General features: G+C 62.5%; 16 protein-coding genes. 4 read left to right on the top strand and 12 right to left on the bottom strand.

Going from position 1 to position 22843, the window contains the following annotated elements:
- Positions 1 to 2: 2 nt before the first annotated feature.
- Complete coding sequence (locus tag ACK4HH_RS08095) at positions 3 to 566, bottom strand: recombinase family protein (RefSeq protein WP_409650544.1); 564 nt, start codon at positions 564 to 566, stop codon at positions 3 to 5.
- A 166-nt stretch (positions 567 to 732) separates the two neighbouring features.
- Positions 733 to 1038, bottom strand: coding sequence for a hypothetical protein (locus ACK4HH_RS08100; RefSeq protein ID WP_409650546.1), 306 nt, complete (start codon positions 1036 to 1038; stop codon positions 733 to 735).
- Between the two features lie 561 nt (positions 1039 to 1599).
- Between ACK4HH_RS08100 and ACK4HH_RS08105 the strand changes: the two genes are divergently transcribed.
- On the top strand, positions 1600 to 2157 hold the full coding sequence (locus ACK4HH_RS08105) for a hypothetical protein (protein WP_409650548.1): 558 nt from the start codon (positions 1600 to 1602) through the stop codon (positions 2155 to 2157).
- A gap of 77 nt (positions 2158 to 2234) precedes the next feature.
- Positions 2235 to 2723 carry a hypothetical protein gene (locus tag ACK4HH_RS08110; protein ID WP_409650550.1) on the top strand — a complete coding sequence of 163 codons (489 nt, stop codon included), beginning with the start codon at positions 2235 to 2237 and terminating at the stop codon, positions 2721 to 2723.
- Positions 2724 to 3009: 286 nt separating this feature from the next.
- Here the strand turns inward: ACK4HH_RS08110 and ACK4HH_RS08115 are convergent, their stop codons facing one another.
- The 9 genes from ACK4HH_RS08115 to ACK4HH_RS08155 form a co-directional block, all read right to left on the bottom strand.
- A complete protein-coding gene (locus tag ACK4HH_RS08115) occupies positions 3010 to 4695 on the bottom strand; it encodes a Card1-like endonuclease domain-containing protein (RefSeq protein WP_409650553.1) in 1686 nt (561 codons plus the stop codon).
- Positions 4696 to 4697: 2 nt separating this feature from the next.
- The gene (locus ACK4HH_RS08120) at positions 4698 to 7976 is read right to left on the bottom strand and encodes a DNA-binding protein (protein WP_409650555.1); all 3279 of its coding nucleotides are present in this window, start codon (positions 7974 to 7976) and stop codon (positions 4698 to 4700) included.
- A complete protein-coding gene (locus ACK4HH_RS08125; RefSeq protein ID WP_409650557.1) occupies positions 7963 to 10281 on the bottom strand; it encodes a chromosome partitioning protein ParA in 2319 nt (772 codons plus the stop codon). The genes ACK4HH_RS08120 and ACK4HH_RS08125 overlap by 14 nt, the downstream gene beginning before the upstream one ends.
- On the bottom strand, positions 10282 to 12234 hold the full coding sequence (locus tag ACK4HH_RS08130; RefSeq protein ID WP_409650559.1) for a hypothetical protein: 1953 nt from the start codon (positions 12232 to 12234) through the stop codon (positions 10282 to 10284).
- A gap of 7 nt (positions 12235 to 12241) precedes the next feature.
- The gene (locus ACK4HH_RS08135) at positions 12242 to 15718 is read right to left on the bottom strand and encodes a DEAD/DEAH box helicase (protein ID WP_409650561.1); all 3477 of its coding nucleotides are present in this window, start codon (positions 15716 to 15718) and stop codon (positions 12242 to 12244) included.
- The gene (locus ACK4HH_RS08140) at positions 15715 to 16758 is read right to left on the bottom strand and encodes a protein kinase domain-containing protein (RefSeq protein WP_409650563.1); all 1044 of its coding nucleotides are present in this window, start codon (positions 16756 to 16758) and stop codon (positions 15715 to 15717) included. Before ACK4HH_RS08140 ends, ACK4HH_RS08135 begins: the two co-directional genes overlap by 4 nt.
- Before the next feature lie 289 nt (positions 16759 to 17047).
- Positions 17048 to 17794 carry a PP2C family serine/threonine-protein phosphatase gene (locus ACK4HH_RS08145; RefSeq protein ID WP_409650565.1) on the bottom strand — a complete coding sequence of 249 codons (747 nt, stop codon included), beginning with the start codon at positions 17792 to 17794 and terminating at the stop codon, positions 17048 to 17050.
- Positions 17779 to 18240, bottom strand: coding sequence for a VWA domain-containing protein (locus tag ACK4HH_RS08150; RefSeq protein WP_409650567.1), 462 nt, complete (start codon positions 18238 to 18240; stop codon positions 17779 to 17781). The genes ACK4HH_RS08145 and ACK4HH_RS08150 overlap by 16 nt, the downstream gene beginning before the upstream one ends.
- Positions 18240 to 18956 carry a vWA domain-containing protein gene (locus ACK4HH_RS08155; protein WP_409650569.1) on the bottom strand — a complete coding sequence of 239 codons (717 nt, stop codon included), beginning with the start codon at positions 18954 to 18956 and terminating at the stop codon, positions 18240 to 18242. Before ACK4HH_RS08155 ends, ACK4HH_RS08150 begins: the two co-directional genes overlap by 1 nt.
- Before the next feature lie 558 nt (positions 18957 to 19514).
- Between ACK4HH_RS08155 and ACK4HH_RS08160 the strand changes: the two genes are divergently transcribed.
- Positions 19515 to 20752 (top strand): IS3 family transposase gene (locus tag ACK4HH_RS08160; protein ID WP_409650571.1). Its coding sequence is split into 2 segments (ribosomal slippage): positions 19515 to 19800 and positions 19800 to 20752, totalling 1239 coding nucleotides; the frame shifts between segments, so codons are not numbered across the junction.
- Positions 20753 to 21315: 563 nt separating this feature from the next.
- Here the strand turns inward: ACK4HH_RS08160 and heR are convergent.
- Positions 21316 to 22119, bottom strand: a complete 804-nt coding sequence (gene heR / locus ACK4HH_RS08165; RefSeq protein WP_409650573.1) for a heliorhodopsin HeR — start codon at positions 22117 to 22119, stop codon at positions 21316 to 21318.
- Positions 22120 to 22194: 75 nt separating this feature from the next.
- Between heR and ACK4HH_RS08170 the strand changes: the two genes are divergently transcribed.
- Entirely contained in the window at positions 22195 to 22815 is a 621-nt protein-coding gene (locus tag ACK4HH_RS08170; RefSeq protein ID WP_409650575.1) for a DUF998 domain-containing protein, read from the top strand.
- The last annotated feature ends 28 nt before the right edge of the window (positions 22816 to 22843 follow it).

Below are 22843 nucleotides of genomic sequence, written 5' to 3' on the forward strand. Positions count from 1 at the left end.
GCCTAGATCAGCCGCATTGCCCGGTACAGGGTCGCTCTACTGATCTGCACCATTTCTGCGATCTCGGCTCGCGTGTAGTCGCCGCTGGCGGCCAGCTTGCGAATGCGGTCGAGCATCTTTCCGTCGACCTTCGGAGGGCGACCGCCGACGCGGCCCTGGGCTCGAGCTGACTCGAGGCCAGCGCGAGTGCGTTCGATGAGGGTGTCGCGCTCGAGTTGGGAGAACGCGGTCATGATCGTCAGCATCGCTTCCCCCATAGGTCCACCGGTGCTGATGCCTTCGGTGAGCGAGCGGAACGTTGCGCCCTTGCTCTTGATGGTCTCGATCAGATCGAGCACGTTGCGAGTGTTGCGCCCGAGCCGGTCGAGCTTCCAGACGACCACCTCGTCGCCATCGTCGAGTCGATCAAGCAGCGCGTCGAGCCGGGGCCGGTTGGCGAGCGATCCGGAGACGCCTTCGTCGGCGTAGACGTACTTCTCGACGATGCCCGCGGCCGCGATCGCGCCGCGCTGCAGTGCGGAGTTCTGCTCGGTCGTGCTGGTGCGGATGTAGGCGAAGGTCGTCACATCGCTGAGGCTAACAAGTCGTCTCTCACTGCTCTGAGATTTGAGAGAGCCTTCTGAGACTCGACGCCCGGGCGTGTCGTCGGCTCAGCGGGCGGTCTCAGAAAACGATCGTTTGTGGCACCGGCGCGTGACATTTCGGGTGGCTCCACGCCTGAGCCTGACGCCCCTAACTAGTTCCTACTTCCTCCTCGAGGACTACCGCGGTTCCGACCACGAGGATCCCCTCGCTACTTCCCATCAAGGCCGCGCTCGCACCCTGGCTTGAGTTCACGCCAACGGAGAGTCCCAGAATTGCGTTCGCTTTGCGACCTTCTGCCTCGAGCTGGATGCCGATAAGGGCTGCATTCATTGCGTTCTCGAGGCGATTCGCTTGGGTGTTAATGCCCGACCACGCGATTCGCGAGGATGTTGCGTAAACCAGGCCGAGGGACTTCACGACCTTCATCCCTGGAACGGAGTCGAGAGTGGACATGAACATCGAGGGTGCCTTTAGAGCGCCCGAATAGGACCTGCTTGCTGGGCCGTCTGCCTCCGATGCCTGTTCGCGGGCGAGTCTTTGAGCATCTGCCTCTGACCGTTGCGAGGTCGTCAAGCGTCTCCTTGCAGCCTCCTGCACAGAAAGCTCGTAGGCGTTCGCCAAATCAATGAGGACGTCAGGTGGTGTTGCGGGGTTCTTGGCTAGGGCGAGCCGAGTCGATGGGTCCGCATCGCCCGCGAGACCCCGCAGTACGTCAGGATCACTAGACGACTTTGCCAGCTTGGAGTTTTCTGCCACTGCCCCGCCCTTCCGTCATCGTCTGTGCGATACGCACCGGTGGTCCCGGTGGAATGGGAACCACCCTCAACTTAGCGGGAATGACAGCGTGTCTTCGAGGGGCGTTGCCCGCGATGGATGCTGTTCCCTCAGCCGCGAGGAGTTACTCCCTTTCCTCCAGCCAAGGCCGAGTCCACACTCGCAGTCACCTGTCCCACCACTCGTCGGAGAGGGTGAATTGCTTCACTGCATTGTTCCGTTTTACGTGATGATGAGGGCATGGCTGCATTCACGCGAAAGACCGACGGCGTCGAGTTTGGGTTAGAGGACGGTCTTGCGATTTTGGCCCCACATGCGATGACTGTTCTGGCCAGGGTGGGGAGCGAGTTCGGTGGCGTGATCACCTACACCGATCTCTCCGAGGAGACAAAGCAGATGGGCGGGCTTACAACCTCGATGGGCCTGCGGAACTGGATCGGGAAGCTGCTCGGCAAAGTGGTGCACGATGCAAATCTCGCAGGATTGCCGCCGGTTACGTCGCTCGTTGTACACATCCACGATGGAATGGTGGGGGAGGGTTACTCCGAGGTGCTGGCGGTCGCCGGTGAGGAGCCCGTGGAGGATCCCCTCGAACGCGAGAAGCACGCCGCGGCAGCACGCCTTGCCTGCTACCGCTACTTCGGTGCCGAAGTACCGGAGGGCGCACAGCCCATGTTGACGGCAAAGCTGACCGCCTCGATCGCTCGACAGCGTACCCGCGCGCCTCTGCGGGCGGCGGTGACGTGCGATAGCTGCTTCATGGAACTGCCGGCGACGGGCATCTGCTCCTGTTCGTAGCCTCCAGGGACGTGACCTGCTGATGTCGGAGGAGGGTGGGAGGCTGCTCATGGAGAGAGAAGGGACAGGATAGGAACTTGGGCATCGATAAGCCGGCGGGTACAGGAGACGATGACGCCTGGGCCTCGGATAAAGACCTTTACGATCTCGATGTTTGGATGGCGCGTCACTCGAAGCCCATCGCCGGCGGCGCGGTCACCTGGAGCCTCCCCCCTGACAATGTTGTGCGCGATGGAGGGCACCTAGCCGAACTGATCTCAATGCTTGAAGCGGGCGGTCTTGGCGTCGCGCAAAGGGGGAGCCGCTGGGCTAAGGCTGTACATATCGCGGGCGATGGCGAGCCAGCGGCCTACATTGTCGAGGTCCACGTTGGCGAGGCAACTGACTTCTCGCAACGAGTCTTCCGGGGGCTGCGGTCCAGCGACTACCCACAGCGACCTGTTGGGGCGGGGCGATTCCACGACGTCGAGGTCTTCGATGCGACAACTTCGGCGAGCATCGTTTGGTCGTTCCTCCATGTGGGTCTTCCTGTCGGATACATTTCGCGGCGCCTAGACGAAGTCTGATTGGGCCAGCCTGGCATCGAACACCGTCGAACTCACGGAGCGACGAAGATGCAAGCGCCTCGAGCGGCTCACAGAGTCCACCTGTCAGGGCGAGGGCAGAGGGTTAATATCGCGTGCGCCTCTATGGGGATGTGCTTGTCCCTGATCAAAGAGATCGGACGACCGACAGAACGCGCAGCGCGAATAGTCAGGCCGGCTGGGTCTGAATAGGCAATCGAATCTGCGACGGAGCCAGATCTGACCACGGCTGGGGGGTCCGAGGGCTGGCTGCAATCTATGCACGAAGCTACTGCGCGCGCTGAATGAAGGACCTTAGGTTCTCGGTCGAAAGAGCAAGGTCACTGATCGAGCTGATGTCGCGACTCTGCTTGATCCGATCTGCTTGGCCTCCCGGTGGGAACGACGAGATCAGCAGACCCCGTGCCGCAACTCCGCCGTAGCGCTTTAGGTTGTTCTCGAGTTTTTGCACATCGGCTTGTGTGATGTTCCCGGCCTTGCACTCGACGAGCCAGAGCCGCTTGCCATCGGTGAAAACACAATCGAACTCTTGACCGGTACTCGCTGCTGAAGGGGCAGCGATTCCAGCCTGGGTTGTTGTCGGCATGCCGATCTCTAGCGATATGCGGACATCCCGGATTAGTCCCTCCTCCTCGAGAGGGCGAAGGAGGAGGTAGACATATTCCTCCAGCCACCCTCCGGAGAGCCAGCTGAGGAAGTCAGGAGTACCCGGGACTGCAACTGGTTCGCCTTCAAGCTCCATGCTGGCGAAACCAGCCTTATCGACCGTGACACGGTTACCGCCCCACTCGAACTCGTATCCGGTGGGCATTGCGGCGTCACGGCGGGCTATCAGCGCGCGGAACTCCTTCTTCCCATAGAGCCTCCCCAATGACCGATGGGACCCCCAGAGCGAACGTGTAGCGCTGGATCGCTCCTCTCGGGCTTCGTGATCTTCCCAATGTCCTGGAGTGATGACCGGAACGCCACCCGCTTCGAAGAAGTCCTCCACGCTGCTGAGGCCCACGAACGGAACCTGGCTGCCGTCGCGGAGCCTGATCATCGTGTGGTGCTTCACTTCAAAGTAAAAGGGGTCGAGTCCAAGCTCCCAGCACGCCGAAAGGGCTCCGGCGAACATCAGCTTCGTTCCCCCGGTCATGTTCACCGCTACGTTCGACCCCGAGGGAAGGTCCGCGACCGCGGCGGCAATTGCCTTGCGCGTATCGGAGGGCTTGAACGGATCGTCGATCAGTACTGGCTTGCCTTCACTGCCCCCGGCCTTGGCAAGGCGCTTCGCGGCGGCCTGGAAGTCCTTTGTAGTGATCATCACATGGTCCGTTTCGCCGAACTGGCGAAGGCCGAAATAGATGGGCATCACCTCATTGCCGAGCAAGTGAATAACTCTCTGGTAGGACTGGCCCGCACCTGGTGCGGCAAGCGGCGATCCGATGCCGGCGTCAAGAAGTGAGCGCGGCAGATCGATGATTTCCGGGGGCCGGCTCGCGTCGGAGCTCGAAATCACACGGATGTCGAGCTGGGGATTGGAGCGAGCGATCAAAGCCCAGGTGTAGGCCATGACGGGTGTGCCCGGGCTTACGTAAGTCGTGAGCCGTGCGCAGTCCGGGTCCCCCAGCGCGAGGCGGACGGCTTCGGTGCTGGCTTGATGGATGCCGTTGGCATCGTTGAGATGAGTTAGCGATTGCGGAAGGAGGTGAATGGCGACCTCCACCCCTTCAGTCGCGAGTCTGTGCTGGAGCCAGTCGACGTACACCTGGTGCCCCGCGTCCGTGTTCTTCAGGCCGTCAAGGCCCGACTCCGGCGAGGTCTCCTTCGCCTCTTCTGTGTAGGCGAGGAGTGCGAGATCGGTGTACTCGCGGGTCTTGAGCGCGCTCAATAGCGGCCCGTCGTTTTGTTCGAGGGCGAGCGCAGCGCGGAGATCGGTGATGCCGTACCAAGACAGGAGGTAGTGCTTCATGGTTACTGGTCGTCTCCATCCAGGACTCCGGTGACCCGGATTGCATTGGCACCGTCGTCGCCGGTGAGGTATAGGCGTAACGCGTAAAGGAGGTCCGGCGTGTGGTCTCCCGGCGGCTTATCCGGCATGCCCCCGACCTGCACTCGAGATCGAAGCGGCAGGCCAGATCGATCGACAGCCGCCACGCTAAGTTCTACGGCATTGACGAGTTTCTGTGTCACCGGCTGACCCGGTTGGAGCACCGAACGTTCACCAGGTACCTCGGAGTCTCGGCTTCGGAGAAGGCCGAGGAGTAGTTCACATAAGCGGGTGATTGTCGAGACCGCTTCCTTTTCCGGGGCAACGAGTTGTTGTAGCGACCAGAGTTCGTCATTGATCTGCTCCGAAAGGCTGAGGATCGCCGACTCATCCAGGAACCGAATGACTGCCTCCGAGCGCCAGATCGCCTGGGCCAAAACCGACAAACGACGAGGGGTCTGCACAGAAAGGAGCTGCTGCAGGATCTGCTGTTGCCAGGCTTCATTCAGGTCGCCAAGGGCGAATCCGTAAGCACGCTCATCGATCTGCGGAGAATCTAGCCCAGCCAGAAGCTCTCGAGACACTACCTCGGGCATGTCCCGATGCATGCAGCAGAGCAGGAAAAGGATCTCCCGACGAAGGTCGGCTGATGCTTCAGGGAGCCGCATCGCACCAACCAGACGTGCAGCAAGCGGCCCAATCCTCCTTCTGAGCCCGGTGGGGCACGCTGCATCCTGGATCGAGCGCCCATCGGACCAGGTCTTGATGTATGGCACGTAGAGTGCTGAGCGAATTGACCCGACGAGATCTGGGAGCGACTTCTCTCGGACGGGACTCGTCGATGCGTTTCGGGCCGATGATCGGCCGTCCTTGCCCGCGACCATATCGAAGTAGACAGTTGCGCCTTCGTGAATACTCGACCACGCAGATCCTGGAGTTAGACCGTTCTCATGAAGGAAGACGTCGTCGTCATGGGGCACGGAGATGAACGTGAATTGCTTCCCGTTCCTGTCTGTGCGCCAGGGCCGCGCGACCGTGCCTTTGTCGAGCTGCTTGGGCGTTTCTATGCGCTCAAGGAGCCTCTCGGTTTGATTGACTGCCCAATCGGGGTAATCGGAAGTCCTCCCCGTCTCTGCGTAGTAGTAGGACTGGAGCTCCTGCCACGTGAGGGGAGTCGGGTAAGCGGGGCCGGGCGCATCGGTCACGGGCTCAACACTCTTGGGTCGCCACTTGACTTGGACGGGCGGGAAGGACCGATCCAGCGGCTCGAACACGAGACGATAGGGGTCGTCGACGCCGTAGGTGTAAGTCATCCGAATCCTGCACGCCGTTTCGTGTGCGAGCGGGAAGCTCGGTGACTCGATTCGAGCCTCGAAGCCGAGGTCGTTTGCGTCGCTCCCCTGGAAGAGCGGGAACCGGTAGTGCGACTTGCCCGCTGGTAGCGTGAATTTCTCTCTCACTGGAATGGCCACGCCAACCCCGCGAACGGGTCGGATTGTTGTCTTCTTCCCGACTAGGTAGAAGGCCTGGTACCGGTGGTCTTTTATGACCTTGATTGACAACTCGGGGATGTGGTCTCTCCAGAGCCCCATATCGCCAGCGGCGGCCTCCAGTTCGTTAAGCCTGGACCCTCCGGTGACCGGTGAGTCTTTGACGATGAGCAGCTTGTCGAAGTTCCCGACGTCGAAGCGAGCCCGAAGGTCCTTTTCGGTTATCCGCGCTACACCCTCTCTCGACTCCCCTTCCCACCACTGGCCGTTGTCTTCCACGTGGGAAACGGTCGAAAGCGATTTGAACTTCTCACCAGACTCACCAACGACAACCGTGGGCGTTCGTTCCCAGTAGTAGCCCTTGCTCCCAGGTAGCCGCTTGGCCAAGTCGCTGTCGATTCGTGCGACGAGGCGAGTCGCAGTTGTAGTACCCCCGGAGTTGTCGAGGACGACGACCGCGAATCCTTCGCCTTTGATCTGTTTGTAGTCGATTTCGGCAAACACGGCTGCGACGGACCGCGGCAGAGGTTTGGCGAGCGGAAACCGTGAGTTCAAGTTCCGACGGAGGATCTCGACTTGGAATTCGTTGAGGTGGTCGGGGATCAGCCACGTAAGCGATGCGTCGTCGTACGCCCACCGGAGTCGACGTGCGAAGGAACGGGCCGCGGCATCGGCAAGACCCGGGTCGACATCTCGCTGGAAGAACAGGTCTGGCACCGCAATGCTTACGGACTCGGGGTGCAAAATCGGAAAGTCAGCCCCGTACAACTCGAGATCGACAATGTCGCCATCCCGCGCCCAGCGCTGCCATACGTAAAGCTCACCGGTCTCCCGCCCAACGTTCCCTGCAGTCGAGTATCTAGGTCGAGGCTCAGTGAGGTCGACGCAGACCGCGCCGACGACGCGTGTAACCTCGGGCCTTTCTGCTGCCGGTATCGCCCGTTGCGCAAGCTTCGCCAACCAAGGCCGGATCGTGAATTCCTCGTAGTCGAAGAGCACTGGCATGTCGCCGTAGCCAACCGTCCCTTCGCGGAAATCCAGCGCGTGACCTTCCCACTCACTGACGGTCTCGGCGCGCTCCGCAGCCCGCCGTATGTCTCGGTCGATGTCGTCGTCAAGCGTCTGGAGCCACCGCCACGCATCCCAAACGCGCCGGTAGGCGCGGTGTGAGAGAAGGGTGTTGTTCGGCGGGAGGTTGTCCCATCGCCCGATACGCGCAGACTCGTCGCCGCGAAGCCAGCTCTGCATTACTGCGAGGAGCGTATCCTCGTCGCGCAGGTACTCGTGACGGAGCTCAAGCAGCTCTGCCAGCCGTGCAGCGAATACTTTGAGCAGGCGATTCTCGGGCAGGTCGATAGACTGGTACCGGCGAACCGCGTGCATGTACGGGCGGCCAGCCAGCTTCTCGCGGACGTTGCGACCGGGCCTTCGGTTGAGTGCGATCAAGCTGGTCGCGTTGACCTCGCGTACCGCGCGGATGGGGAGCAGCGCCTGCTCGCGGCGAGGGCTCTCGTTGAGCGAGTCGAGCAGGTGTTCGACGGCGACTCGACTGTGTTCTGCGATCCGCCAGAGTCGGTCGTGCATCAACGTGGGCTCCGGTCGGCGGTTCAGTCGCCGCATCACCTCGTCGAGCCCGAGCGGGAGCGCCTCTCCAGTCTTTGGGTCGAAGTCGGCGAGCGTCGTGAACCAGTTCTGCTGCTCGAGCACCCGCCTGGCTGTCCGGCCAGCTTCGGAGTCATCCCCGAAGACTCGATAAACCTCACGCAGACTCATCGGCGTCGTCCGCCTTCAAATAGTTGGCGGTTTGCCACATGAACTGGCCGTAGCCGAGCTCCATAGCGAGGTCGAAGTCCTCGGCCAAGTTGAACCCATTGCCTGCGATACCGGTGATGAGTTGTCCCCGGATCTTGTCGAGGCACTCGTCCTTACTCCGACCACGGGTGTCGATTCCGCGCAGCTTCGGCATGACTTTCTGCACAAGTTGATCCTCGAAGGCAACGTGCATCGCTTTCTCCAGCCCGGGGGAGCCGGCGTCAGCCGCGCGCACGTCTGGGTGGTTCGCCATGTAGTACTCGATCGACTGCCACACGCGGTGTCCGACTGCACGGCCGACTGAAGACAGCGCGGCGTTTATCTCTTCGACGAACGACTTGAAAGGGCGGATTTGTTCGTCGGTGAAGTTACTGTCCTGCGCTTTCCACGCGTTCCAGTCGTTCTTGTGGAGCAGGGCGCCTCGGTTGGTCGCGTCGAGGGGCGCCAGGTGGAGGCGGCGCTTCAGGTCGGTCGGCCTAGGAAAGTGAATGATGATCGACCGGTCCAGAACCTTGTCCGAGAGCGACTTCGTCGTCTCATCTTGATTCATCGTGCCGGCCCACAGGACGTTCCGCCCGAGCGGCAGCTGGTACTCCGGCATTCCAGCGCCGATTTTCACCGGGAGGGTTGGGACCTCAGACGCCTTGCGCCCGCGCCGCAACTCGAGCTTGCTCAAGAACTCCGCGAAATAGAGCTCGGGGTGCGCGAGATTCATCTCGTCGAGGAGGATAAGGCTGACGGCATCGGCAAGGCCCGGGTAGGGAACTCCATCTGCGTCCGCTACCCATGGTTTCTGGCTCTGCGCGAGGAAACGTAGGACCGGCTGCGCGTCGAACTTGTTGTCGATCGAGTTGAAGAACCCGAGCATCGACTCCTGACTGTCCCAGTTGGGTTGCACGGCAAGCGGCTCGAAGAAGAGGCCACCGAAGTGGGAGTAGATCCGCGGCAGTTCTGACTTACCCGTGCCGGACACGCCCGCAAGAATGGCGAGAGGCGACCACTCCGCAGTCTTGAGCGCCGTGTGGAATGCCTTAAGGATGCGCGAGTTGAAATGGAGCCCGTACGCCTCACTCTTCCGCTCGATCTCGGACAACCACTGCTGCTCGTCGAGCCCCTGTTGCACCGGCGGTTGCTGAATCTCAGCGGCACGCACCTGCGGGTTCTCGATCTCCCGGTAACGCGACTCAACCTCGGCGGGGCGCTCGTAGGCCGAACGAAGCCGATTGAGCTCAGCGTACGCCTGCTCTGATGCGCGTTCGAAGAGCATTGCCTTCTGGCCGAGCGTCTTGTTCTCGGCCACCAGCTTGCCGTTCTCCAGCTGGAGTTCGCGTTGCTGTGCAACGAGCTGTGCGTCCGCGTTGATCTTCTGCTTGAGGCGCTCACTTTCCTCCTGCACCCCACGTGCCTGCTCTTCGAGTTGGGTGTAGCGGGCCCTCAGCTCATCGGTGGGTCGGGTTGCGAGCTCCTCCTGTAGGCGTGTGATCTCGTCCGTCTTGCTGTTGAGCATCTGGATCACCGCCGCAGGCTCACTGTCACCGAGCTGCTGCTTTAGCGCGTCGACGGCTGCGAGCAGGCTTTCTTGCGAGCGGATCGTCACGCGAAGCTGCTCTGCCTCGGCGTGGACCGACTCGAGCTCGCTCTCGAACGAGCGGTGGCGTTCCGCCACGAGTACCGTTATCTCCTCGTCGAGATTCTCCGCCCGGCGTTGCACGTTCCGCTTCGCTCGTTGCTCGCGTAGCTCTAGCTCCTGCTCGAGCCCCTCTATCTCCAAGCGTTTGCCATCGAGCGAACTCTGGACCGCGAACACCGTACCTTTCTGGGACTCGACCTCGGCGCGAAACTGCTGGAGCGCTGACTCCTGAGACGACCGTTGAGCTTCCCACGCTTCACGCTCGCGCGCGATATCCGCTCGGACTCGCTGGCGTTCGACATCCTCGGCCTGGGCAATCTCGGCGAGACGGCCAGAGCGAAGCTGGCTGAGCTCGTCCTCGGCGACTTGCCGTCGCTCGAAGAGTTCAAGGTCAAGCGCTGCACGAGCGCCCGCGTAGTCCGCATCCCGGACGGACTCGGCCTGCCTGACGGCCAGCTCCCGCTCCACCATTGCTGCCTTGTCATGTTCAAGCAAGTCGCGTTCCTTCGCGATCGCCTTAGCTAGCTTCTCGAGCTCCGCCCGCCGGGTGACGGTGTTGTCGGGGGCCACGGCGCTTTGTGCGGCGGCGGACTGGTCTTTCGCTCGGGGGTCCGAGCGATTCGGCGTCTTGTCCATCTAGGCCTCCAGTAGCGTTCGGATTGATCTTAGGGTTGCTCTCCGGAGCCGACCGGCCTCCGCCTTGGACATCGGTGCGGCTTCGTTTCCGTGGCCTCGCCGCGCAAGGACCTCGCCGAGGTCCTGCAGCAGAGCGGGTTGTTGCTCTGCTAGTTGCACGAGCCGCTCTGGACCGGCGGTGATCAGGTAGGCAACGAGACATGCGCCGAGTGTCGAGCCGTTGCCCTGCAGCGCCTCACGAACTCGCTCGGGCCGGACAGTGGCCAGTGTCGGAGGAAGCTCCCCCAGGCCAGCGGCCCGAGCCGCTTCTGCGACGGTCTGCAGGTACTCCCGCTCAGCGAGCCCAGGGTTCGCCGCCGTCACAAGCAACTCGCGCGACACGGCCTGTAGCGAGGCGTTCAAAGCGCTGATCATCGGCATTGCGTCCTCGTCGTCCTCGTGGAATCGCCAATGATGCTCAGCGTCTAGCAGCGCATTCTGTGCCGCCATGTTCAGTTGGTTGAGGAGCCTGTAGCCGAGCGCACCAAGAAGCGCCGTCCGCGCTTCGAACCTTTCCTCGTCGAGCGATGATTTCGATCGCGGCGCAATCGACGAACTGTCGAAGCGAACGTCGGGAAGGAGCAATGACACACACTCCCGGAGAAACGGATCGAACCGGGACTCGCCTACCGCCGTTGCCGCAGCATCCCCGTGAGCACTGCTGTCTCTGATCTCTTTGATCTCCTGGATAGTGAGCAGCAGGCCGGGAAAACGTTCTGCAACTGCGCGGAGCGGGTGCTCGACGTCTAATGCTGCCTGCGTCAGTGCGATGGCAGAAGTGGTCGCCATCTCTGCTTTGCCATCCAGGAAGTCCGTTAATCGGCCGGAAGGGATCGCGCGAAATCCGTACTTCGGCGTGGCCAGACCGATCTTTTCGGCCGCCATCGAGAGCGTGCTGGACCAGTCTGCGGCCGCAGTCTGCCGGAGCACCTCGACGGCGATCTTGGCGCTTCGCGCGTCTGTGCAGTAGAAAAGGGCCCATTCGAGCGAGTCATAGATTTTCTTCGTCGACCGGACGTGGAGCTTGCGGTCGGGAGTGAGTGAGTTCACCAGGTTCGGGTAGCGCCGACGAATCGCGCCCTCCTCGTAGGGCTCGAGCGGACGACCACCACTATCGGCCTTGCGGTCTGAGGACATGAGCGAATCACGCCAATTCGTCATCCACCCTTGTAGACGCTCGTCGGCACCGAGCAACTGCGACATCGACTCCTCCAGGGCGAGCGAAAAGCCGTTCCCGAATGGATTCGCAATCCGGAATTCAGCATCGCTTCGTAGAATCGCGATTCGACATTCCAGGAGGTGCTGCTCCGGTTCCGAAGCAACTCGAATCTGCGACGCCATCGGCAGGTGAAATGAGTTTGTGTCCGAAGCTGCGCGGCTCCTCGCTTGACGAATCGCGGAGATCACCATTTTCGAATCTGGTGAAGGGGAGCTTCTCACGCCACGGCCGGGGCGAATTTCGGTAACTTCACCCTTCTTGTGCTCCTTGTAGCTCAGGCCAGAACGCCCATCGAGTTGGTGAACGTAGGGGAGGAGCTGGCCGCTGATCGCATCCCGGAAAACCATCGCTGTGACGTAGCGCGTCTCTTCGGTGAGCCCCCTGGTCGACTGCGCCGCGTCGCTTGTCGGTCGGCGATCTCGATCTACAAGGCCTCGATCGTGGAGGCGCAACAACACGCTCCTGACAAGGTCGGCAGGGATGCAGGTCGTGTCCGCGATGTTTTCTATAGACATGGCCTGCTCCGCCTGGAGCACGCCAAGCACGACGCGCTCGAACGGGTTCAGTCCATCGCCGCGCCCTGGCGGCTTGGGGATCGTGACGCGGTAGGCGTCGACAGGCCAGGCGAGCGTGCGGGGTCGCCCAAAGATGCCCGAGAATCGGTCGGGGGTGCCGAAGTCCAGAAGTCTCGTCATCGCGACATCACTCCAGCCCTCTGCCGAAGATTCGACTAAAAAACCCTGGCTTTCTCTCGTCTGACTGTTGGACGACCTGCCCCGGTGGCAGCGGGAAGGCGATCTCGGTCTGTGCCGGCGGCGAACTCGTGAACGCGGCCCCAACGCTGAGGCGATAGAGGTCCGCCAGGCCTGGGATGTACGTGTCCGCCAGGGGGTGCTGAACGAGACCTACGTCACCGACTGCGACGAGGAGGCGCTTTTGTCGACTCATAGACACGTTTAGTCGGTTGTACAAGCCGAGGTGGCCGAACAGTCCCCGCGCGGCGGCCTCCTCAGATCCTCGTTGGGTCCACTCCTGCGGGACCGTACGAACGATCGAGAGGAATACGACGTCGAACTCCATGCCTTGGAACGAGTCGACTGTGCCGACGCGGATACGGTGTTCGTCGTCGACAACCGCTCCGAGCTGCTGCCGAAGCTGACCCCGGATGAGGTCAGCTTGTGCCTTGTAGAACGAGATGACTCCAAAGGTCAGGTCGGCCCCCTCGGGCGACTCAATCCAGTTTCGGAGCTGCCCAACTATTCGGTCGGACTCGGCCTGCCTGGTCCAGCTGGTTCCGTTACGCCGTGCAGTACCCGACTCCACCGGTACATCGAGCCAGACAGCCGGCTTGCCGCCGGTGCCGGGGAGGCTGTGCGTGAAGTGGCTGGCAGGCAGGCCCGACCCGAACCGCTCCCTTGGGTCGAACCGCTCATAGAAAGTGCGGCTGATAAGTTGACCGAGCTCCGGGTGCATGCGGAACTGCTTATCAAGTGTGACTCGGCGCTGGATGCCGTCGGCTGCCTCTAGCGCCTTGAGCCGCTCGGCAAACAGGTACTCGAACATCGACTTTTTCAACCAGTCGAGTTCGTCCGCGCTTGCCTCGCCTGCATCCATACTGCGCGCGACCTCTTCATCGATGATGTGAGGAAGTTGGCGGTGGTCCCCGACTAGGACGACTCTCTTGCCTTGAGACATCGGAATCATCAGGTCGCGCGGCGAGACTCGGGCCGCCTCGTCGATGATCACGTAGTCGTACTCGAGCTGCTGGGCGGTGCCTCCTGACACGCCCTTTCGGATTTGCATATTCTTGTTGACGCTCTGCTGAACCGTAGCGGCAAAGGCGTAGCTGAACTGCGCCACGCTGTCGACTATGCCGGGCGGGTTGTTCTCCAGCTCGGCGAGGAACTCCGCGAGCACTGCGGCTTTTCGATCAGTCGTTGAATGGCCGCGCTGCCGGATCCGCGCCAGGGCCCGCGCGGTGAGCCCGACGACCTCGTCGCTCTGCTTCTCTACCCGAAACACGGGGGGCTCGGTCAGCCGCAGAAGAAGGCACCGCTTCGCCTCTGCGAGCTCATCAAGGAACGGCGGCACGCCGCGTGCCTGGTCCCACATGCTCGCCTTATCGAGCACGCTCGCCTCGGAAGGCTCGAGCACGGTCTCCAGATCGATAAGCGCATCCTCGGCACGAGTCGGTCCGTCGTCGGCAAAGCTCTCGGGGCGAACGCGGATCCGACGTGCTGAATCGAGTCGCTTTGATCCTGGAGCTGCCGCGACTTCTTCAGACTCCAGTTGGTGAAGGAGGCGAGCGGTCTGCCGACTAAGGTTCTCGCCGAGAATGGCGCTCTCCAGCTTGGCGATGCCCTGGACGAGGCAGAGCGCGAGCCGTCGTGAAGGCGACTGGAGATACTGAACGTACTGGTCTCGAATCTCGGCTTCGTGCTCCACATCGGCTAGCTGCGGATTCTTCTCACGAAGTCGTTGCGCAATATCGCCTGACCAAAGCTCCAGGTGTCGTTCGAACGAGTTCGCTTCATGAGAAGTGCCTGACCGCGTTCCGAACTTCGGCACCGGGATGGCGTTCAGTGACAGTCGATCGATCAAGTTCTCAACCGCGTCGTGCTGGAAACCGGTGAGAAGGACGCGTCCCGAGAGAGACTTCCCGGCCGCGGCGGCTTCCTCGTTGAGTCGCTCGAGGATTGCGGCGATCACCGTTGTCTTCCCAGTACCCGGTGGCCCCTGGATCATTGCTATGTCAGGGGTGTTGAGCGCAACCTCGATCGCTTTTACTTGCATGACGGTCGGGGCATTGCGGAATACTTTGCCGCGGACGAAGGCCGTGAGCGACGCCACTTTTTGAGGTGACCGAAGCGAGGTGATCTCGCCGTTCTCTTCGATTATGAGTCCAAGTTGCGGGTTCGCCGAGCGCCCTTGGACAATCGCTTTCCGCGCGCTGTGGCGGCGTCGAATCTGCGCGACCTCGCCTTGGAGAGATAGAACAAGCGTGCCCGACGGGGCGACCCTAACTCCATCAAGAGTCACGCTCCTTGTCTCATTATCGAATCGAACGATCTTGAGGTGGGTACCGCGAAACGAATCTCGACTCCGAGGACCGCTGTCATCGAGGTCCGCCGCCTCCGCTAGCGATCGTGAAAAGGCAGCGAACGTCAAACTCGGGTTGACGAGGTAGGGCGGCTCCTCGTCGACGATCTCTACCGACTCGATCGAGCTGCCACGCAGCGCGGCAAGCGCATCGCCTGTTGCGTCGACGATCCGAACGGTGGTGGTGCCATCGCGATTCTCCACAGGTTCGGCGTACCGGACCGCGCCGAACGCACGTGCTCCCTTGAGAAGAAGCTCACCCTCCACGTCGCCGAACTCGTCCCACTTTCGTAGGTAACTCGATTCGGCCTGTGTGAGCGTTGCAAGCTTTGCTTGCACGAGAATCTGGATCTGCCCCGCGTCCGTCCAGTCGCCGAAGGCGAGCTGTCCTCTTCCGAGTCGGACATGCTGTTCGGGCACGGCTGAAACTTTCGTCAGTCGACTGGCTATATGGATCACCCGCCCGTCCGGTATGGGCGTGGCTGTTGCGACTGCGCGCACGCTTGAACCGTGAAGCAGAAATGAGTTCTTGACCGTGCTTTCGACCCGTGGCGCAGTCCCCTCCGTAACGTCGGTCAGAGCAATCTCGGTCAGGGTGTCATCGATTATCGGACCCGCAGACAAGAAGTAGTAAGCCCGGTCGTCGGCGCGATAGGCGAACTGCGACTCCATCCAGCTCGCTAGGTCGCGCACCCTGTGGCGCTCGACCTCACTGACCCGGCGTGCGACGTACTCGTCGACCCCGATCTCCACGTCGCCCATCTCGAGCTCCGGGCCGACGAAGAAGGCGACCTCGAGATCGACGCTCCCGTCGGGAGCTGGGTTTGCGAGTTGCGCGAGGAGCGCACGACCGAGCGTCAGCTCCGCGTTGAAGTCCATTGCCGCACCGATGTCGATTGCACGTACGGGCATGAGCCGATCTGAGAGTAGCAACTGGAACTCGCCCGGCAACGGAGCCGGATCGATTGCTACAACCGCTCTGCTGTCTGCCTTCGGGTCGAGGAGCGACGCGAGCGACTCAGTGCTAGCGCTACTGATGCGGAGTCTGAAGCGCCCCCCCGGTATCTGTGAGAACTTCATGTCACACCGTCCTCGAACTCGAAGCTCACATCGGCGGGCAGCGCAGCGGTCCCCCGAACGTGGCTGACCTCCCGAGTAGCAGGATCGATGACAGCCTCATACTCGCTATGGGCGTTGGCCTCGAGCGAGTACGGGTGAAACAGGCGGTGGGGCAGCCGCGTCTCGCCACCCTTGTCGAGCTGCAACGCGATCTCCCAGCGATCTGTGTGGGCAAGCACGTGGGCGGGTCTCGGCCGACCGCAGTAAGGGCAGGCCGTGTGTTGGCGGTAATAGCTCATCTGACAGGAGTCACAAACGAGCGACTGATCATGGGCCTGGGTGAGTGCTCGCGCCCAGAACGCCGCCGCAGGCCGCCTCCACGGGCTGAGGCGCCCGGCTACGAAAGTCTCCTGGAAGAGTTTTGCTAGTTGGGGCATCAGGACCAGATCGCGCGGCAGTCCCGACATCGCAGGATTCGAGTCATCGTCTTCATCATCGACAAAGGGGAGGTATCCGCCATATGCCTTTTCATCCAAGTCGGCGGGCTCCCCGGCGACGACTGGCGCCGCGTCCCAGCCCCCAGCATCATCATCAGGGTCGAGTACCTTCTTGCCGATAAACGGGTGGACGAGCGTGAGTGTCTCGAAAGCCATGACGGAGAAGGCCCAGCAGTCGGTCCGCGGGCGAGAACGGTCGCGTGCTTGGACGATTTCCGGTGCGCCGTAGCGCGGTGTGTAGACGGCGCTTCCTCCGTCCAGCACCTCATAGCGAAGGTTGTCCGCGTCAATCAGCCACACCTCGGGCTCGACTCCCGCCGCAACAAAGCAGTTGTTTGGTGAGATATCGCCGTAGACGAGCCCGGCGGCATGCAACCGTCCGAGGATTGCGGCGACTCTGGAGAGTGCCCAGAGGCGCCGTTTAGTGGACCCCGTCTGGGCGTAGTGCAGAAGCAAAGCTGCGGTCGCTTGATCCATGACGCCAGCAAGCCACGCGGGCGTTTCGGACGCGAGCAACTGATCGCGCCGATCAGCTCCGAGCTCGAATGAACCGAAGGACAGCATGCTATTCAGTAGCCGCATGACATAGCCCGGCTGATCACGGAGGGTGGCGAGCGGCAGCGATACCGGGATGCGAGGCGGCAATGGGAGCGTTCGGATGCTCGCAAACCGACCTGCTAAGTTGGCGCCACGGTCGGGCTCCCCATCAACGCCGAGCGGTTGCTTCACTGCGAGGTCTGCATCCCCAGTTCGGTACACCACCCCCTGCCCACCGCGCGCCAGTTCGCCCGCGAGCCGGTGCAGGTACCCGTACTGGTCTGCGAGGGCTACACCACCATGTGGGGGAGACCCATTAGTCATCGGCGCGTACCTCTCGTACGAGGCAGGCGAGCGTCTTGTCGTCGGAGTGCTTAGGCACCGGCCAATTCATGAGCACTTCATGGATCTGGCGGGATGCAGCCAGCGCCGGCATGTCGCCGAAAGATTTGATGAACTCCTTCGCAAAACCGGCAAGGTCTTCGAGGTCATCCGAGATACCGTCCGTGCAGAGAACCACCGCCACACACTCGGTGGCAGGAATCGTTGATATTTGCCAACTTTCAGCAGTCGCGTTGGGCGAAAGGGCGCTCGTCATGTTCGAGAAGCCGCCGGACTTGTCGTCTGTCAGTGCCGCGACTGATCCGTCCCTCATTACCGCAACGACGGCCCCGTCCCCAAGCAGGCCAATACGAAGGCGGTTCTCGCCGTCCGCGACGGCAAAGATGCATGTCGCAGAGCTGTCGCGAGGGTCGAGTGGCTCGATCGCTCTGACCCACTCGTCGCGCACTCGAGCAAGGAAATTAGCCGTTGCCGGACCGTCGTCGAGCGTTTGACGTGAAAGGGCGAATGCGGCCGTTTCGACCGCTCGGCACGCAGCGGCGCTCCCCCAATCAGAGTGCTGCTTAGAGCCGAGCCCGTCGGACACTACGACGCCATCGCCCCAAGGGTGATGGAACGAAGCCCACGCATCCTGGTTGGGCTTCCCCGTCGAGACGTGCCCAGGGCCGATTACACTTACGCCGAAGCTTCGCCAGCCGCCTGTGGTCACGCTGCGAGCCATCCGTCCAACGCGGCGAAAAGGTCTTCTGGCTCGAAGACGCCGAAGCCGGATAGCTTCGGGTTGGCGTCTGCTCCAACCTTCACTACTCTCAGCGCATCTCCGGCAAGCCCAGCCCGCCACTGCTTGAGCTCTCGGGCGGCCTCGTTGGTCCAGAACCCATCCGTGAGGATGAGGAATCGATCGTCTGCGGCGGACCCAACGAGCTGAATAAGCGATGACGCTTTCCCTGACCCGTGGCATTCGAGTTGCTCGGCAGGTACTTCGTCGCCCGGCTGCCACGGTAGGGGCATAACCTCGTCGCGCCACGCCACCAGCCTGAGATCGGTCTGGGGCGCGTAGCCAAGGCGGCAGTACTGCTCGACCTCCCGCAACAGACCGCGAACGACAAGTCGCTTGCCACCCTCGATCATGCTCCCCGAGGCATCGCAAATGAGCCACAGCGCCATTACCAGTAACTGTCTTCCTGACTGGCGTCGGTCGGGGACGCAGTGGGATTCGCGGTCGGCGGCTTGAGCGTTGCGTCCTTGGGTACGGCGTTTGGGTCTTGCGACAAGCTCCGGGTCACGACCGACATCGTGACGAACTTGAAGAAATTGTGGATCTCACCCGCATCCTTTGCCTCGAACACCTTGTGCTCGGTGCCTTCGATGAATTTCTCGAGGGTGGCGCGGCCAGAGCCGGAATACGCCTCCTCACCGATCCCGAGGGCCATACGGTCGCACTTTGCCGAGCGGCCGCTTCCGACGAAGTCTGCGAGCGGGCCCTCCCAGGAGTCGGTCGGTTGACCGTCAGAGACGAGGACGACGAGTGGGCGGTATGCACGTGATGGTGTCTGGCCCTTGTCCTCGATCAGCTGCTTTGCAGCACCAATCGCCTGCCCGAGTGGCGTCCCGTTGCCCGCGACGAGGTCGCGGTATTGGAACTCAGATGCAGGGGTCGGCGGGACGAGCAAACCAGTGGAGCTACCGAAGGTGACGATCGAGACGAGGAATTCATTCGCCTGCGATTCCTCTTTCGTGAAGGTGCCGAGCATCAGGCGCACAGCTTCGTTGAGCGAGGCGATCTTTGCACCGCTCATACTTCCGCTCGTGTCGAGCAACAATACGACGGGCAGGGGCTTGGCCTTTGAAACAGTGAACGCGGCGGCGTCGAACAGGGTCATGGAGTGCTCCTCAGGAGGTTGGACTAAGTCTGTCGGGTGGAAAGGTTGATGGCTATAGACGTAGCTGTCCGCACGAACGTCGCGCGGCAGTTCGAGTCCTTCGCTAAATGCGAGGAGCGAGAAGGCTTCGAAGAACCGGACCAAACTCAATGCCGGTTTGCTTCCACAAGACCGAGCTTGCGGCGAGACTTCCGAGACCGACTCCTGTGAGGAGTGCTGCTCCAGCGATGCGGACGAACTGCATGGTGATGCTCCTTTTTTGATCGTGGCGGTGGTGCTTGTGGCCAGTGGGCCACGAGTGCGCCCAGCGGGGGGAGCACGTTCTAGTTGTCTTCACGATCACCAGGAGCGGCGCTGAAGAGCCTGTTAGGATCCCACACTTATTGCCGTCTGTCAAGCAATCCCGGGCGCGTCCGCGTCACCAGTTCCTACTCGCCCGCGCTCACGCCATCCTGTTCGACAAGAACAGAAACTCTCGACGTCTTTGATGAGTTACTGCATAGGCACTTGTGATTCGGCCTGGGTTTAGTGCCGTCCTCTAATCCAGGATGGACCCTGATGCCTAAGAAGTTTGAACCAGAGATGAAGTCGCGTGCGCTGCGGATGTTCGCCGAGGCGCTGCCCGACCATCCGAGCAAGACCGAGGCGGCGAAGCACGTGGGCGGGCTGCTCGGGATCAGCCCCGAGACGCTGCGAACCTGGGCTCGCCGCGAGGAGATCGACGCGGGCCTCGCCCCGGGGATCACCTCGGAGGCCGAGATCGAGATTCGACGGCTGAAACGCGAGAACGCCGAGCTGCGAAAAGCCAACGAGATCCTCAAGGCCGCGAGCGTGTTTTTCGCCAAGGAGCTCGACCACCCCACGACGAGATGATTCTCTTCATCGATCAGATGAGAGATCGCTTCGGGGTCGAGTTCCTCTGCCGGGTGTTGCGTCCGGCAGTGAGTGGGTTCCTCTCCGCCCGCGGCTATCGCGCCTCGAAAGCTCGCATGCCGTCTGTGCGGCAACTGCGCGATGACCTGCTCGTTCCGGAAGTGGCACGCCTGCACGCGGAGAACTACGGCGTCTACGGGCGGCGGAAGATGCATGCGCTGATGCGCCGTCAGGGATGGCAGATCGGCCGCGACCAGACCGCCCGGCTTATGAGACTCGCTGGAGTTGAAGGCGTGCGCCGCAGCAAGAGAACATTCACCACCACGTCCGACCCGGCGGCGGTGAAGCCTGGCGACCTGGTCAACCGGCGATTCACTGCCATGGCTCCCCGTCGGCTCTGGGTTGCCGATATCACCTATGTCGCCACGTGGAGCGGGTTCGCCTATGTCGCGTTCGTCACCGACGTCTTCTCCCGGCGCATCGTCGGCTGGCGGGTCGCCTCGACTCTGAAGGCTGACGTGCTGCCCTTGCAAGCCCTCGATATGGCTGCGTGGGATGCCGGAGGCGACCTGGCCGGGCTCGTGCATCACGCCGATCACGGGTCGAACTATCTGGCCGTGGTCTATACGGATCGGATCCTCGAGCTTGGAGCGAAGCCGTCCACGGGCAGCGTCGGCGACAGCTACGACAACGCTCTGGCCGAGGCGGTGAACGGGCTGTTCAAGACCGAGCTGATTCGTCGCCGCGGGCCGTGGCGAACGGTCGAGCAGGTCGAGCTGGCGACCTTGGAATGGGTGTGGTGGTGGAACAACGCACGGCTCCACGGCGAGCTCGACTACCGAACCCCGGTCGAGATCGAGCAGGCCTACTACGCTGACCAAGAATCACCCCTGCCGGCGACCGCCGGACAGGAAACCGGATAGGCACGAAACCCAGGCCGAATCAGTACGACGGTTCCGCGGGCGTACCCCTGGTCGAGAAGATGGTGACGAAACTGCCGCGTGAGAGTCGAGCATATGTCGGGTCGATTTTGCGGCACGACTGCTCAGCCTATCTGCGGGGAAGACTGAGCGGTCTACCCCTTAAGGGGGCCACTCCGGCAAGCTCTCGTCGACCATTCGGCCGAGGGCGTGAAACTGAACGGCAAGCTCGTAACCCAGAGGTCGTAGGTTCAAATCCTGCCCCCGCAACCAGTGCCGCGAGTCGCGGCCTCCGAAAGCCCGGTCGATCTCGACCGGGCTTTCGTGCTGAGCGGGGGCATGTTCGGTAAGCGAACCGCGCGCGGTCGCGCCGTTTGCGCGTGCCCGCGCATCCCGAGACCATAGGTCTGCCGGGTTCGGGGACCCGCCCCGGCGTGCGATCGCCCCCCTTCAGGTACGTGACAGCACGCCGCCCGGCACGGTCGGTGCCCCGAGCCATTCGGGTTGGCTCAGGGCATCGACCCCCTCTCGCAGAGGGCCGGCGCCGATCGCCGGCCGCGCGGGAGTCAGCTCGTGAGCGCCGGGATGATGGCGCCCGAGAACACCTGCCACGCGAGCGCGGTCTTGGCCACGAGGCTGAGGGTGATGTAGCTGCGCTCGCCCTGCAGGTAGCTCTTCCACTTGCCGACCTGCTTGTACTGCAGCCACTGGTTGATGGCGAAGGTGTTGAAGAACACGAAGAGCGAGATGACGATGCCCACGACGAAATCGGGCGCCGCGACCTCGCTTTCGCTGCCGGGGCGCAGAAAGTAGATGAGGATCAGGATCCACGGCACGATGCCGACCATCGAGCCGAAGATGAACGGCAGCAGCCCGCCCGAGCCCGGCTGCTCGTACTTCTCCTGCAGCGCCCCGAACAAGATCATCGCGGCGTTGACAGCGAAGATCGAGAACAGCGCGGCGATGTCGGTGACGCCGTTGATGGCCAGGATCAGCCAGATCATGATCGACGAGCTCAGCGAGTACTCGACCCAGCGAAAGTAGTTGCGGTTGGCGAGCAGCCCGTTCTTGTAGCGGCCGAAGAACCAGGGGCTCGCGATGAGGAAGTGGAAGAAGGCGCTCAGCGCGAGGAAGGCGACGACACCGATGCCGATGTTGACCTCGAAGAGCGTGACGCGCTCGGGCGGGATCGGCACGCCGGGAGGGCCCGCGAGGTAGTCGGCCGTGACGGCGAACAGCACTTGCGTGCTGAGCATGCCCAGCACGATCGCGAATCCGATTGCCTGCAGCAGGTGCGCGCTGCCCGCCACGATGTTGTAGATCCGCAAGCGATCGATCTGCTGTTCGGGGGTGTAGACCTTCTTGGCCATCGTGCGCTCCTTCGGCGTGGATGCGCGTCATCGCGCATCGTGCTGACGCTAGCACCGCGCGGGTACGGTGAGCAGGTGCAGAGCATCCCGCCCCTCGTCCGTCGGCCCGCGCTCGTCTCAGCGGCCCTCGCGCCCGTCTTCTTCATCGGCGGCACGCTCGTGGCCGAGGCGCTCTGGCCCGACTTCGACCCGGTCACGCAGACCATCAGTGAACTGGCGGCGGGGGATGCCCCCACGCGGGTCTTCATGACGATCATGTTCGCCCTCACCGGCGTCAGCCACCTCGTCACGAGCGTGTTTGCGGTCGGCATCGGGCGACCCGGGCGCATCGCCCTGGGGCTCGCCGGGCTCGCGACGATCGGGGTCGCGGCCTCCCCCCTGCCGACGATCGCCTCGAGCTCGACGGCGCACACGCTCGCGGCCCTCGCGGGGTTCGTGCTGCTGGCCATCTGGCCCGTGCTGGGAATGCGGCGCTCGCGCGACTACCCGTGGCTCATCCGACCCGCAGGCGCGGTGCTCGGCACCCTGCTGCTCGGCGGGCTGTGCCTGTGGTTCTTGAGCGTGTGGACCTCGCCCGACAACTCGCTGCTCGGCGTGAGCGAGCGCGCGGCCGCGAACCTCGAGTCGCTGTGGCCGCTCGCCGTCGTCGCGGCGCTCGCCGTGCGGCAGCGCCGCGCGCGGATGCCGCAGCCCTAGTCCCGCGGCGGCTGCGCCCCGAGCCACT

Source organism: Microcella sp. (assembly GCF_046296455.1).
Lineage (GTDB): Bacteria > Actinomycetota > Actinomycetes > Actinomycetales > Microbacteriaceae > Microcella.

Coding starts and splice junctions, on each gene's coding strand:
- ACK4HH_RS08100 (WP_409650546.1), bottom strand. CDS start 1,038: ATGTCCACTCTCGACTCCGTTCCAGGGATGAAGGTCGTGAAGTCCCTC.
- ACK4HH_RS08105 (WP_409650548.1), top strand. CDS start 1,600: ATGGCTGCATTCACGCGAAAGACCGACGGCGTCGAGTTTGGGTTAGAG.
- ACK4HH_RS08115 (WP_409650553.1), bottom strand. CDS start 4,695: ATGAAGCACTACCTCCTGTCTTGGTACGGCATCACCGATCTCCGCGCT.
- ACK4HH_RS08120 (WP_409650555.1), bottom strand. CDS start 7,976: ATGAGTCTGCGTGAGGTTTATCGAGTCTTCGGGGATGACTCCGAAGCT.
- ACK4HH_RS08125 (WP_409650557.1), bottom strand. CDS start 10,281: ATGGACAAGACGCCGAATCGCTCGGACCCCCGAGCGAAAGACCAGTCC.
- ACK4HH_RS08130 (WP_409650559.1), bottom strand. CDS start 12,234: ATGACGAGACTTCTGGACTTCGGCACCCCCGACCGATTCTCGGGCATC.
- ACK4HH_RS08135 (WP_409650561.1), bottom strand. CDS start 15,718: ATGAAGTTCTCACAGATACCGGGGGGGCGCTTCAGACTCCGCATCAGT.
- ACK4HH_RS08140 (WP_409650563.1), bottom strand. CDS start 16,758: ATGCTGTCCTTCGGTTCATTCGAGCTCGGAGCTGATCGGCGCGATCAG.
- ACK4HH_RS08145 (WP_409650565.1), bottom strand. CDS start 17,794: ATGGCTCGCAGCGTGACCACAGGCGGCTGGCGAAGCTTCGGCGTAAGT.
- ACK4HH_RS08150 (WP_409650567.1), bottom strand. CDS start 18,240: ATGGCGCTGTGGCTCATTTGCGATGCCTCGGGGAGCATGATCGAGGGT.
- ACK4HH_RS08155 (WP_409650569.1), bottom strand. CDS start 18,956: ATGACCCTGTTCGACGCCGCCGCGTTCACTGTTTCAAAGGCCAAGCCC.
- heR (WP_409650573.1), bottom strand. CDS start 22,119: ATGGCCAAGAAGGTCTACACCCCCGAACAGCAGATCGATCGCTTGCGG.